The organism is Cruoricaptor ignavus (assembly GCF_900141665.1).
Lineage (GTDB): Bacteria > Bacteroidota > Bacteroidia > Flavobacteriales > Weeksellaceae > Cruoricaptor > Cruoricaptor ignavus.
The window spans coordinates 112,637-126,618 of record NZ_FQYI01000003.1; the positions used below are offsets into that span (position 1 = coordinate 112,637).

At 47.2% G+C, this 13,982-nt stretch carries 8 protein-coding genes; 4 read left to right on the forward strand and 4 right to left on the reverse strand.

The genetic code is table 11. The features are described 5' to 3' along the window. Positions 1-9 precede the first annotated feature (9 nt). The 4 genes from recG to BUB43_RS04690 all read right to left on the reverse strand — a co-directional run bounded on the left by recG (position 10) and on the right by BUB43_RS04690 (position 5,963). Complete coding sequence (gene recG, locus BUB43_RS04675; RefSeq protein ID WP_073178965.1) at positions 10-2,097, reverse strand: ATP-dependent DNA helicase RecG; 2,088 nt, start codon at positions 2,095-2,097, stop codon at positions 10-12. A gap of 48 nt (positions 2,098-2,145) precedes the next feature. Further along, the gene (locus tag BUB43_RS04680) at positions 2,146-3,669 is read right to left on the reverse strand and encodes an FMN-binding glutamate synthase family protein (protein WP_073178806.1); all 1,524 of its coding nucleotides are present in this window, start codon (positions 3,667-3,669) and stop codon (positions 2,146-2,148) included. A 78-nt stretch (positions 3,670-3,747) separates the two neighbouring features. Further along, positions 3,748-5,103 (reverse strand): tRNA (N(6)-L-threonylcarbamoyladenosine(37)-C(2))-methylthiotransferase MtaB, encoded by a 1,356-nt coding sequence (gene mtaB / locus BUB43_RS04685; RefSeq protein ID WP_395858364.1) that lies wholly within the window; start codon positions 5,101-5,103, stop codon positions 3,748-3,750. Positions 5,104-5,162: 59 nt separating this feature from the next. Continuing rightward, entirely contained in the window at positions 5,163-5,963 is an 801-nt protein-coding gene (locus BUB43_RS04690; protein WP_073178809.1) for a hypothetical protein, read from the reverse strand. A gap of 150 nt (positions 5,964-6,113) precedes the next feature. On the opposite strand from BUB43_RS04690, the gene glgP reads away from it, so the two are divergent. The 4 genes from glgP to BUB43_RS04710 all read left to right on the forward strand — a co-directional run bounded on the left by glgP (position 6,114) and on the right by BUB43_RS04710 (position 13,908). Further along, the gene (glgP, locus tag BUB43_RS04695; RefSeq protein ID WP_073178811.1) at positions 6,114-7,775 is read left to right on the forward strand and encodes an alpha-glucan family phosphorylase; all 1,662 of its coding nucleotides are present in this window, start codon (positions 6,114-6,116) and stop codon (positions 7,773-7,775) included. Positions 7,776-7,900: 125 nt separating this feature from the next. Continuing rightward, a complete protein-coding gene (locus BUB43_RS04700; RefSeq protein WP_073178813.1) occupies positions 7,901-10,027 on the forward strand; it encodes a S9 family peptidase in 2,127 nt (708 codons plus the stop codon). 102 nt (positions 10,028-10,129) lie between these two features. Next, entirely contained in the window at positions 10,130-11,809 is a 1,680-nt protein-coding gene (locus tag BUB43_RS04705; protein ID WP_073178967.1) for a peptide MFS transporter, read from the forward strand. Between the two features lie 188 nt (positions 11,810-11,997). After that, complete coding sequence (locus BUB43_RS04710; RefSeq protein WP_073178815.1) at positions 11,998-13,908, forward strand: peptide MFS transporter; 1,911 nt, start codon at positions 11,998-12,000, stop codon at positions 13,906-13,908. The last annotated feature ends 74 nt before the right edge of the window (positions 13,909-13,982 follow it).

A 13,982-nucleotide genomic window follows, 5' to 3' on the forward strand; every position in this document is an offset into this window, starting at 1 on the left:
CGGGTTTTTTTATGAAATCCTGCCCCAGCGATTTTTCTGACGAAGATTTTTTTGATAAAAGTTTTTTACCAACATATTTTTTGGAAACAACAATAGTGGGTCTTCTTCCAGCAGCCGTTCTGCGGATTTCTTTGCCGCGCGCATAATGTGTGCATCAGCCACGAGGTCTAGTTTTTTAAAGTCCAGCGTCCCGCTTTGCTGTGTCCCGAGAATGTTGCCGGGACCGCGAAGCCTCATATCCATCTCGGAAATCCTGAACCCATCGTTCGTTTCGCACATTGTCTTTATCCTCGTGCGGCTGTCCTGAGAAAGTTTATTGGAAGTCATCAGTATACAATAACTTTGCTCGGCTCCGCGTCCCACTCTGCCCCGAAGCTGGTGCAGCTGCGAAAGCCCGAAACGCTCGGCGCTCTCGATTATCATCACAGAAGCATTGGGCACATTTACCCCAACCTCTATCACGGTGGTAGCTACCAGGATCTGCGCATTTCCTGAGGCGAAATACTGCATCGCTTCTTCCTTTTCATCAGGCCGCATACGCCCGTGCAGCATTGCCACATTGTACTCATTGAAAAATTCTTGGATGTGGGCGAAGCCTTCCGTAAGATTTTTATAATCAAGCGTTTCGCTCTCCTCTATCAAAGGATATACGAAATAAACTTGCCGGCCTTTCCGGATCTCGTCTGCCGCAAACCGGTAGACGGACAGCCGTTCCTGCTCTCGGCGGTGCACGGTGAGTACAGGTTTGCGCCCTGCCGGGAGTTCATCAATTACGGAGACATCCAGATCGGAATAGAAGCTCATCGCCAGCGTCCTGGGAATTGGGGTGGCGCTCATGATCAGGATGTTCGGAGGCGTACTATTTTTCGCCCATAGCCTTGCGCGCTGTGCCACGCCGAAGCGGTGCTGCTCATCGATGACGGCAAGCCCGAGGTTGTGAAATTCCACCGGATCCTCCAGCACAGCGTGTGTACCGATGAGGATGGGCAGGGCGCCATTTTTCAATTCCTCAATGATGCCGCGGCGGGCGGAATTTTTCGTAGAGCCCGTGAGGAGCGCGGTTTCGATGCCGGTGTTTTTCAGTAATTCCGAAATGCTGCTGTGGTGCTGTTGCGCAAGAATTTCCGTAGGTGCCATCAGCACGCTTTGGTATCCGTTGTCCATCGCAATCAGCATAGATAGTAGCGCCACCATAGTTTTTCCGGAGCCTACATCACCCTGAAGCAGCCTGTTCATCTGGATAGGAGACTTCAGATCTGCGCGTATCTCCTTTAAAACTCGTTTCTGTGCAGCGGTGAGCTGAAAGGGAAGATGATTTTCATAAAAATCATTAAAATAATCTCCTACTGCAGGCATTGCGATTCCCGCCGGCGTGCTTTTCCTCAGCTGTTTTTTCAGTGCGTAAGTCAGCTGGAAGTAGAAAGCCTCCTCGAATTTCAGCCGTTCCTCAGCCCTCTTAAAATGTTCCAGATCTTTTGGGAAATGGCTCTGTTCAAACGCCTGGCTGCGGGGCATCAGTTTATATTTGTTTAAAATATCTTCTGGCAGGTTTTCCGGAAGCAGCCTTTCAGCTTCGGCAAGGATCAATTTGTTTGTTTTAAGGAAAAATGCCTGGTTGAAGCCGCGTTTTTTAAGTTTTTCTGGCAATGAATAAACCGGCATTAACGAGTGATCTTCCAAATTTCCTTTTGGAATTTCAATTTCCGGATGCGCTATTGAAATTGAGTGATTAAAAAAATTGGGTTTCCCGTACACCAAAACCTCACGGTCCGTCGGGATTTGCGCAATCAACCAGTTTTTGTAGCGGAACCATACCAGCTCCAGCGATCCGCCCTCGTCCTGAAACCTCGCAGTTAGCCTCCTTTTATAGCCTTCGCCCACCTCGCGCAGTGCTGAGATTCTTCCTTTCAGCAGTACCTCCGAGGAGAGTTCCGGCTGGAGTTCGGAAATTTTATAAATTTTTGTTTTATCGGTAAATTTAAACGGGAAATAGAAAAGAAAATCCTCCACAGTCCGTATGCCCAAGGCGTCGTTCAGTAGCTTGGCGCGCTCCGGGCCGATGTTCTTCAGAAATTCTATGGAGGTGTCCAGTTCCAGCAACACAATATTAAAAAAAGAGGCCGAAGCCTCTCGTAGATTATCTGATCAGGTGTTCGGCGCAGGTTTCTTCCGCACATTGGACAGAATATCCGGGAAGAACTGATCAGAAAGATGATCAAATTCATCCCCACGCATAAACATCGAAGCATCTACCTGATCGTAGGTTTCCCTTCCAGCCGCGGCTAGCAGCTCGTTGCAGGTGTGTAGCGTATTCTTGTGAAAGTGGTAAACGCGCTCTGCTTTATCGGTAATGTTCAGGCCTTTAATCAGGTTTTTATCCTGCGTAGCCACACCTGTAGGGCAGGCGTTGGAATCGCAGCGCAGCGCCTGGATGCAGCCCACCGCGAACATAAAGCCGCGCGCATTGTTGCACAGATCGGCACCCATTGCCAAAGCGCGAAGGATATCCAGCGCCGTTAAAACTTTTCCACTCGCAATGACTTTGATTTTATCGCGTACGCCATAATTGATCAGCGTTCTGTTCACGAAAATAAGGGCGGGTTCCAGCGGCATCCCCACGCCGTCGGAAAATTCCGGCGGAGCAGCACCGGTACCACCTTCAGCACCATCCACCGTGATGAAGTCTGGGTAAATGCCCAGCACATTCATCTGCTCACAAATGTCTTCAAATTCCTTCGTATCTCCGATGCAAAGCTTAAAGCCGATAGGCTTCCCATTTGAAAGTTCTCTCAGTTGCTGCACAAATTTGAGCAGCCCAGCCGCATCTGAAAATGCACTATGCCCCGGCGGCGATAAGATGGTAACGCCCGGCGTCACATGGCGGATCTTCGCAATTTCCGGAGTGTTTTTCACGCCTGGCAAAACGCCGCCGTGCCCCGGTTTTGCTCCCTGGGATACTTTAATCTCAATCATTTTCACATTCGGGATAGCGGATTTTTCCCGGAAAAGCTCGGGATAGAACATCCCTTCTTCATCGCGGCAGCCGAAATATCCTGTCCCGATTTGCCAGCAGAGATCGCCGCCCTCCAGGTGGTAAGGGGAGATGCCGCCCTCGCCGGTGTTGTGGTAAAAATTCCCTTTCTTCGCGCCGCGGTTCAGGGAAATCTGTGCGCGGTCACTCAGCGAGCCGAAACTCATCGCAGAAATATTGAAAAGCGAGGCGCTGTAGGGCTGAGTGCACTGGTGGTTGCCCACGGTTACGCGGGGTAGTTCCTCTTTCGGGATTTTTGCATAGATGGAATGCTTTATTCCTTCGTATTTCCTGTGGTTGATGTCTAGCTGGGTACCGAAGGGTACGGTATCTCGCAGGTTTTTTGCCCTGCGGTACACTGCGCTTCTCTGATGCCTTGGAAACGGCCTGCCGTCGGTTTCCCTTTCGATGAAATACTGCTGAATTTCCGGCGAGATGCTCTCGAAGAAATAGCGGAAATAGCCTAGAAGCGGGAAATTCCGCATAATGGAGTGGCGTTTCTGCGTCATATTGTAGATGCCGATCCCAAACAGGATAGTGAGGATAATCGGTATCGAATAATGCACTTTGAAAATCAGCGTCAACGCCCAGCTTACGGCCAGGATGATGCCGCCATACATCAGAAATTCCTTTCTCATTATTTCAAGCTAAAAAATTGCTCAAAGGTAATAAAGTTTTTGATAAAATGTAAAAATTCTACAGGTCGCGAAGCCGCGTTAAATAACCCTGCTGAGGAAACTGCGGAAAGCATCTGCGGAGGAAGCTGGCTCTATGGCAACTGTGCCGTCATCCTCAGCGGAAATAAGTTTTACAAGCTCAATATTGTTTGCAGAATCCGCATTATAAGGTTTTTTTACCCTTACATAATTTTCTGTGAATCCATACATCGTCCCGTGTTTGTTGTCGTGCTCCCAAAGCACAGGCAGCGTGTTCCCCATTTGTGTGCGGTAAAATTCCGCCCGCTTTTTCTCGGAGAGAATCCTTAGCATTTTGGTGCGCCGCTTTCTCTCGGCAATTGGCACGGCACCTTCCATCAGCACGGCTTCTGTATTTTGCCTTTCGGAATAAGTGAAGCAGTGCAGGTAGGAAATCGGCAGGCTGCTCAGGAAGTGGTAGGTTTCCAGGAAGTGCGCTTCGGTTTCGCCGGGAAATCCAGTGATGACATCCACACCGATGCAGGCATCGGGCATTACTTCGCGGATTTTCGCAATGCGGTCTCTGTAAAGTTTCGTAAGATAGCGCCGCTTCATCTTCTTCAGGATTTCATCGCTGCCGCTTTGTAGCGGGATGTGGAAGTGCGGCACGAATCTTTCTGACCTGGCCACAAGCTCTATGCACTCGTCTTTCAGCAGGTTGGGCTCTATGGATGAAATCCTGATGCGCTCGATGCCTTCCACTTTATCGAGTTCGGAAATCAGGTCGAGGAATGTGTGCTCGTGCTTTTTGTTGCCAAATTCACCCTTGCCGTAATCGCCGATGTTCACGCCGGTAAGGACAATTTCCTTAATGCCTTTTGCCGAAATTTCTCGGGCGTTTTTCAGCACATTTTCGATGGTGTCAGAGCGGGAAATTCCGCGCGCCAAAGGAATGGTGCAGTAGGTACATTTGTAATCGCAGCCGTCCTGAACCTTCAGGAAAGCCCGAGTCCTGTCGCCGATTGAGTAGCTACCCACGAAGAAATCTGCCTGCTCGATTTCGCAGGAATGCACGGTGCCAAGGTTTTCCGCTTTCTTTAAATCATCGATGAAATGGGCGATGTTGAATTTTTCCCTGGCTCCCAAAACCAAATCCACACCGGGAATCGCGGAAATTTCTTCGGGCTTCAGCTGTGCGTAGCAGCCTACCACCACCACCAAACCATCGGGATTGGCTTTCATAGCGCGCCTTACCACGAGCTTGCATTCGCTGTCTGCATTTTCCGTGACGGAGCAGGTATTGATGACATACACATCTGCCGCATCATCGAAATTCACCTTTTGGAAGCCTGCATCGCTGAGGTTTCGGGCAATGGTGGAGGTTTCCGCAAAGTTCAGCTTGCAGCCCAGGGTATGATATGCGGCGGTTTTCGGCAAAGAAAAGATTTTTAAGGGTGCAAAATTAGTGAAATAAAGCTAATTTTCTCTGGAGTGGCTCAAGCCTTAATGGCCGTGATGTTTCCGCAAAGGTTTTCCAGGTGAAAAATCTTATGGAACGGGCTCTGCACCTTGCTCAGCTTCTCCTTGTTAAGAATGAAAGAATAGCGCGAGGCGAGGGAATTCATATCGGAAACAATCACCAGCCAGCATTCATCCACGGTGCGGTCGTAGTAGGGATATTTCTTGTTTTTCTTCTCAATCAGGCTGATGATTTTCTCCGAAGAAAGCCCGTCGAACAGGTTCAAATCATACTCATAGGTGATAAACACATTGCGGCGGTGCGGCGTTTTCCGTAGTTTTTTCACCGCGCCGCAGGGCCTGCCCAGCCGGATGGACTTCGTGATATCAGCAATGATCTCCGCCTCGCGGCAATAAACGCTCGCAGATTTCTGCTCGGCAAGTTCCACAAAATAAATGCCGCGAAATTCCGCGACATTCTCGTTCTCCAGCTCCAGCTCCGCCTTGCGGAAAATTTTATTCAGAACCGATTCTTTCTTCTTGATTTCCAGGTGGTTGATAACTTCAGTAAGCTCGATGCCTATCTTTTTATCATTCACCTTCGCTATAAAATCCGGGCTCTCGCAGGTCAGGTTCTCAAACTGCACATCCGGGAAGTGGTGCAGGAAGGCATTCAGCAGCAGGATCTCAGATTTCTTTTTAAACTTCTCCCGCTCGTGCAGCGCGGAGCCGTCTATTTCCTCGTGGTACTTCCGGATCCGGGTTTTTTTCAGGTGCCGGTTGTGGTAGTACAGGGAGAGATTTTTTACCAGGTTATCATCAAAAGCAGCAGTTTTCATTGCAGAAACTTTTTGATAATGAAAAAATTACGATGCTAAAGTTAGCCAATATTTTAAAATCAAAATCATTGTTAAGGAAATTTAAAATAGGGAATTAGGCTGCAAGATTTTAATGCCTAACTTTGCACTTTAGCAAAATTTTTTCTTGTGATGGATTTTAGAAATTTTGAAATGCCATTCGCCATCAGCGAAAAATATAAGAAAAAGGTGGCATATTTTTCAATGGAATTTGCGATAGATCAGTCGCTGAAAATCTACTCCGGGGGGCTGGGCTTCCTCGCAGGCTCCCATATGCGCAGTGCGTACAGCCTCCGGCAGGATTTCGTGGGCATCGGCATCCTCTGGAAGTACGGCTACTACGACCAGGCGCGTAACGCCGACCAGACGCTGGTCCCGGTATGGACGGAGAAATTCTACTCCTTTCTTGTGGATACAGGCATCAAGTTCCAGATAGAAATACACGGAGCGCCGGTTTGGGTAAAGGCGATGTACCTCGATCCGGAAACCTTCAACACGGCGCCGATGTTCTTCCTCACCACCGACCTGGAGGAAAATGATGAGATGTCAAAAACCATTTCCCATCGCCTTTACGATGCCAACCAGGCCACCAAGGTGGCGCAGTATATCCTACTGGGCAAAGGCGGGGCTAAGCTACTGGACGAGATGAATTTTGAGCGCGATATATACCACCTGAATGAGGCGCACGCGCTGCCAGCAGCATTTTATTTACTCGATAAATTTGGGGGGAATCTGGAGAAGGTAAAAGAGAAGCTGGTCTTCACCACGCATACGCCGGAAGAGGCGGGGAACGAGAAACACAGCCTCCAGCTGTGCGAGGAGATGAGCTACTTCAGCGGGCTTCCCGCCGAAAAGGCGAAAGAAATTGAAGGCTACCCCGCTCCGGATCAGTTTAACCATTCCCTTTGTGCACTGAAGATGGCGCGCATCTCCAACGGTGTATCCCAGTTGCACGGGATTGTTTCCAATGAAATGTGGGGCAAATACGAAGGGATATCTGAAATTACCTCCATCACCAACGCTCAGGATTATAAATATTGGGCGGATAAGCAGCTCTACGACGCAAAGGACGACAGCGACGGGGCGCTTTTCGAATTCCGAAAAAAAAGGCTAAAAAAACAATTATTCCAAATAGTGGCGGATCAGTGCGGAAAGCTTTTCGATCCGGATGTTCTCACCATCGTCTGGGCTAGGAGATTTGCAGGATACAAGCGTGCAGACCTCCTTTTGAGAGACAGGGAAAGATTCGAAAAACTACTGAACAATCCGGAGCACCCCGTGCAGATCATCTGGGCAGGAAAGCCGTATCCGCTGGACTATGCAGCGATAGACACCTTCAATTATCTGGTGAGGGAGAGCCACAATTACAAAAATATGGCGGTGCTTACCGGCTACGAGCTGGAACTGAGCCGCGAGCTGAAACAAGGCTCCGATGTATGGCTGAACAACCCGCGGGTGCCGCGCGAAGCATCGGGTACTTCGGGGATGACGGCCGCAATGAATGGCTCCATAAACCTCTCTACCGACGACGGCTGGATTCCGGAATTTGCCCGCCACGGAGAGAATGCCTTCGTGGTGCCAAAGGCAGATTATGAAAATATGTCCATAGAAAAACAGGATCAGTACGATCTTGAAAAAATCTATGAAATAATTGAAAATGAAGTACTGCCGACCTATTACGATAAGCCGGCAAAATGGAGGAAAATTCAGTTCGCGGCGATGGATGAGGTAAAGGAGTGCTTCAGCAGTGACCGTATGGCAGATGAGTATTATACCAAATTATATAATTTTTAAAATTTCTAAAAGATATTGAAAATTCCGCAATTTGTAGGTTGCGGAATTTTTTTTCTTTCCCTGCCTGCTTTTTAGTCTGGCTGAGAAAATCTTATCTTTGAAGATTTTGTAAACTTAATTTTTTTATGAAGAAATTCTTTTTTTCCGCGGCGGTTTTTATGGCGGTTTCGGTGTTTGGCCAGGAAATTACCCTGGATAAAATTTACTCGGGATATTACCGTGGGAAGGGCATTGCGGGAATTTCTTCGATGAAAAACGGCGAAAATTATACCGTAATGGAAGCCGGCGGAATCGCAAAATATTCCTACAAAACTTCGCAAAAGGAGGGCAACATTGTGGAAGGCGGTTTTCAATCTTACGAGTTTTCCGATGATGAATCTAAAATCCTTTTGCTGAAGCAAAGGCAGCAGATTTACCGCCATTCTTTCCTGGGAAAATATGAGGTGCGCGATTTGAAAACCGGAAGAACGCTGGCTATTAACAATGGGGATTTCGTGCAGGAGCCCGCATTTTCGCCGGATGGAAAAAAGGTGGCCTTCATCGCGGCGAACAATCTTTTCTATCAGGATTTGGATTCCGGGAAAATCGTGCAGATTACCACTGATGGCGAAAAAAATAAAATTCTCAACGGCCTTGCAGATTGGGTTTATGAGGAAGAATTTGGGCACGCCAAGCAATACGAATGGACGAAGAATTCTGATGCCATAGTCTTCGTGAAGTCCGATGAATCGGAAGTTCGCGAGGTTTTGATTCCGGTTTATGAGAAGCAGCTTTATCCATCGGAAATGCGTTTCAAATATCCAAAAGCCGGCGAGAAAAACTCGGTGGTTTCGGCGCATCTTTACAGGCTGGATGCCGGAAAAGTGCTGCCCATCAACCTTTCGCAGTTCAAAAACTACTACATCCCGAATGTTTTCCAAACTGCGAAAGCCGATGAAATGGTGCTGATAACTTCCGGCAGAACGCAGAATGCGAGCGATGTGCTGAAGGTGAACACGAGGAACGGCAGCGTGACAAAACTTTTCACGGAAACCGATGACAAGTGGATTGATACGGATAATGTGACGATGAAATTCCTGGAAGACAACTCGTTTCTCTGGGCTTCTGAGCGTGATGGTTTTCGCCATCTTTACTGGTATTCTGCGGACGGAAACTTGAAAAAACAGGTAACGAAAGGCAACTGGGAAGTTACGAATTATTACGGCTATAATCCTGATACTAAGGAAATTATGGTGCAAACCACGCAGAACGGCAGCACGAATAAAGTGGTTTCCAAAATCAATATTCTCACTGGGAAATCTCAGCTGATTTCCAACGCTGAGGGCAATAATTCCGCGGCGTTCTCGAAGAATTTTAAATATTTCATCGAAACTTCTTCCACCGCTGCAAAACCGCATACTTTTACCCTGAAAAATTCGGACGGTAAGATTTTAAAAGAAATTCAAAATAATGACGAATTATTGCGAAAACTTCAAAAGGATAATTTCGTGGTAAAGGAGTTTTTCACCATGCCGAACGATGCTGGCGACCAAATGAATGCCTGGATTCTGAAGCCGAAAAATTTCGACAAAAACAAGAAGTACCCGCTCTTTATGTATCAGTATTCTGGACCCGGTTCTCAGCAGGTTTCCAATTCGTGGGATGGGGGTAATACGCTGTGGTTCAACCATCTTGTGCAGCAGGGCTACATTGTAGCCTGTGTGGATGGCAGAGGTACAGGCTACAAAGGTTCGAGGTATAAAAAAGTGACTTTCAGGAACTTAGGCAAATATGAAATTGAAGATCAGATTGCGGCAGCGAAATGGTTTGGCAAGCAATCTTACATCGATAAAGACCGCATCGGAATTTTCGGCTGGAGCTTCGGAGGCTATATGGCGAGCCTTGCACTTACGAAAGGTGCCGATGTTTTCAAGCTGGGAATTGCCGTGGCACCGGTTACAAACTGGCGTTATTATGACACCGTTTACACCGAAAGATTCCTGCTGACACCGCAGGAAAATCCATTAGGATATGATGAAAATTCACCCACAAATTTTGCGAATTTGCTAAAAGGAAAATTCCTGATGATTCACGGAACGGCTGATGACAATGTGCATTTCCAGAACGCATTGGAATTTTCCGAAGCGCTGATACAGCAGAAGAAGCAGTTTGAATTTATGACCTATCCAGACAAAGATCACGGCATCTATGGCGGCAACACAAGGCGCCAGCTTTATGAAAAAATGACACAGTTTGTGGTGGAGAATCTTTAATCCAAATGAAATTGTGAAGCTATAAGTTTAACTTCCATAAAAAACTTTTTGCATTTTTGTGAATTGTAAATTAATTTAGTGTTAAATTTTTATTCAAAGGAAATGCAGAAAAATTCGCCAAAACATCCTAAAGGACTGCCATATTTATTCCTCACAGAAATGTGGGAACGCTTCGGTTATTACCTGATTCTTGGAATTTTCGTGCTGTATCTCATTGAACCTGAGGGATATAACGGTGGTCTTGGCCTGCCAGACAAAGCAGCGGACGATATCTTCGGCACCTTCATCGCGCTCACCTATCTTACGCCTTTCATCGGAGGTTTCTTGGCAGATAAGGTCATCGGTTATGTGAAATCCATTTACATCGGCGGTGTTCTAATGGCTGCCGGCTACATCGGTTTGGGGCTTTTCAAAGAAATGCCATTGTTCTACCTTTCGCTGGCGTTCATCATTATCGGAAACGGATTTTTCAAACCCACGATTTCCACGGTGCTTGGCAACCTTTACAGCGAGGAACCCTACAAGGCGAACAAAGATTCCGGCTACAATATTTTTTATATGGGCATCAACATCGGTGCGTTCATCTGCAACATTATCGCGGCCTATATGCGCAATAAGTATGGCTGGGGGCCTGCGTTCATCACGGCAGGTGTTGGTATGCTGCTGGGCTTGGTGGTGTTCACGATGGGTAGGCCGCACTACAAACACGCCGTTCATATGAAGCCCGTGCAGGAAGGCGATACGAAGCTGTCCGAAATTTTGCTAAAGGTATTCGTGCCGGCAATTATCGCAGGAGTTATCGGCTGGTTTTTACCAAGTTTATTGCTCGGGCAGCCGCTTATCGGCAGCCAAAATACGGATGCGTTCATCTTTGCCTGCATCCCTGTCATCTACTTTTATGTATCGCTTTACTTCAAATCCAACCCTGTCGAAAAGCCTGCGCTTGGAGCCCTGCTTTCGATATTTTTGGTATCGATGTTCTTCTGGGCGGTATTCAAGCAGAACGGAACGGCCTTGACACGATGGGCTAATTACTACACCGAGCGTTCCGTACCGAAAGCTGTGGAAAAACCGCTCGCCAATCTTTTCCTGGTGGAAGAGAAAACCTTTGCAGACAAGGAAGTCCCAATTTACGATAATGAATTTCGGGCGAAAAAAGATGCTGACGGTAAAACGCTGAAAACTATCGGAAAAGATGTTTATTTCCAAAATGCTTCGCCGGAGCAAAAAGCCGAACTGGCGAAAAATCCGGAGCAAACGGTTTACCTCTACAACACGGAGCTTTTCCAATCGGTAAATCCTTTCTGGGTGATCGTTCTCACACCTGTGCTGGTAGGCGTTTGGGCATTTTTGAGAAGGTTCGGAAAGGAGCCTTTGACGCCGTCCAAAATCGTACTCGGATTATTCATTTCTGCACTGAGTTGCTTGGTAATGTATTTCGCCGTAAAGGCTGGAGGCAACGGCGCTGTGAAGGTTTCGCCGTGGTGGCTTATTGCGTCGTACGGCGTAATCACAGTGGGAGAGCTTTGCCTTTCACCAATGGGCTTGTCCTTCGTTTCCAAGCTTTCGCCGCCAAGGCTTACAGCTTTAATGATGGGCGGTTTCTTCCTGGCAAATTCCGTGGGCAACAAGCTTTCCGGGATTTTGGCGAGCACCTGGTACAGCTACGAAGACAAGGGCCATTACTTTTTGGTGAATTTTGCGCTGCTGATTTTCGCCACACTTCTAGGCCTATCCATGCTGAAAAGGCTGAACAGAATTATGAAGGAGCAAGGACATTAGTGTATTAAGGTTTAGTTTAAGGCTGAGACTGAGTTTAGGTTGGACAGAATAAAAATAAACAGTGAAATTTTATACTTAAAAAAAACTTTTCTCAACCAACCTCCGCCTTAATCTCAAACTTAACCTTAATCTCAAACAATACTTTTTCAAAAAAAACTATATTTGCATTTGTTAAAAAATCTTAACATATGTTAAACCCTGATTATAAATTAATGCTCATCGCCTGGATTGGCGTGGCACTGTGGGTTGGAATCGTGATTTTTTCCAACCGGAAAGTTCATCCTAAGGCACTCTTCACGCTTTTTATGGTAGAGCTGTGGGAGCGCTTCAGCTACTATGGTATGCGTGCGCTGCTCATACTTTATATGACGGCAAACCTGATGGACGGCGGCTTCGATTTCGATGATGCCAAAGCCTACGGTGTTTACGGTGCCTACGGTGCCTTGGTTTACCTTACGCCTATTATCGGCGGTTATTTCGCGGATAAGCTCATCGGTTTCCGCAGGGCTATCGTTGTCGGATGTTTGCTGATGGCAGCCGGCCAGTTTACTTTATTCCTAAACAATCAGACCACATTCTATATCGGCCTGGCGCTGCTTGTGGTAGGGAACGGCTTCTTTAAACCAAACATTTCATCGATGGTTGGCCGTTTTTACGAAGACGGCGACAAAAGGAGGGACGGTGCTTTCACCCTGTTTTATATGGGTATCAATATGGGTGCGTTTCTTGCGCCGCTTACCTGCGGTGCCATCGGTGAAAACGAAGGCTGGCAGTACGGTTTCCTTACGGCTGGTATCGGTATGCTGCTCGGTTATGTCATTTTTGCCGTGGCTTCGCGCCGTGGTGTTTTCAAGGAAGTTGGGCTAAAACCTGACGAACTTCCGGCGAAGGATGTAGTGCCTGCAGTGCCAAACAACATCCTGCCGTACATTACTATTGTTGCCATGGTGGCAGTTTCCTGGTTGCTGATTCGCAATAATGATATTGTGGATGTGCTGCTCAGCGTGCTTGCTGTGGGAATTATCGGCTATCTGCTGTATCAGGCGAGCAAGATGGAAACCGTGGCAAAACAGAGAATTTGGGTGGTGGTAATCCTGTTGCTTTTCACCACGATTTTCTGGACATTCTTCGAGCTTGCAGGCTCTGCCCTGAACCTTTTCACCGCAAGGAATGTGAACCGCCAACTTTTCGGGTTGGAAGTTCCTACAACTTTCTTCCAATCCATCAATCCGCTCTTCATTATGCTTTTTGCGCCGATGTTCTCGCTGCTTTGGATAAAGCTTGCTAATGCGAACAAAGAACCTGCGGCACCATACAAATTCGGTATCGGGCTGTTGCTTCTTGGTGCAGGATTTTTGATGCTGATGTTCGGCGGAAATTTCGCAAAACTGGGTATGGTGCCTGCGCTTTTTATGGTGCTGCTTTACCTGCTTCACACACTGGGTGAGCTTACGCTTTCGCCGGTTGGCTTGTCGCTGGTTACCAAGCTTTCGCCAAAGCATATGGTGGCATTTATGATGGGAATCTGGTTCCTATCATCATCCATCGCTCACCAGGGCGGAAAGCACATTGCAAAACTGACAACCGTGAACGAGAAAACCATCGTGCAGAGCGATGCCTTCCGGAATTCTCAGGAAATTGATCAGGATATTAAAAACCTGCTGCTTAGTGAGGATTTCGTGGACAACCTGGATGAAACTTCCGTGGAAAGCCTTTTGGTTTCGGATGAATTCATCAGCAAAATTAATTCTGTAAATCCTGAAAAGCAGTATGCGAAAACCACGGTAAAAATTAAGGATTTGGAAGAAAATGCGCAGAACTACAGCGGTACGAAGCGTGATAAGATGCTGCAATCGTCGCAGGCTTCCTTCCTTACAACTGCCGACAAAGCGCAGAATACCGAAGTTCAGTCGATTGAAGATTACGAGAAACTGCTGGAGCAATCACCGGTTTCAAAAATCGGCAGCGTAATTGCCAGCGAATCCCTGAACAAAGGCCTCAGCGTATTTTCCACGCTTGGTTTCATCGCGATTGGTTGCGGTATTTTACTGTTCGTCCTTGGTCCATTCATCAGCCGCTGGATGCACGGCATCAAATAATTGTATTGATTTAAAACGAGAAAAACGCGGGACGAAATGTTCCGCGTTTTTATTTTTTTGCAGAAGTTCAAACA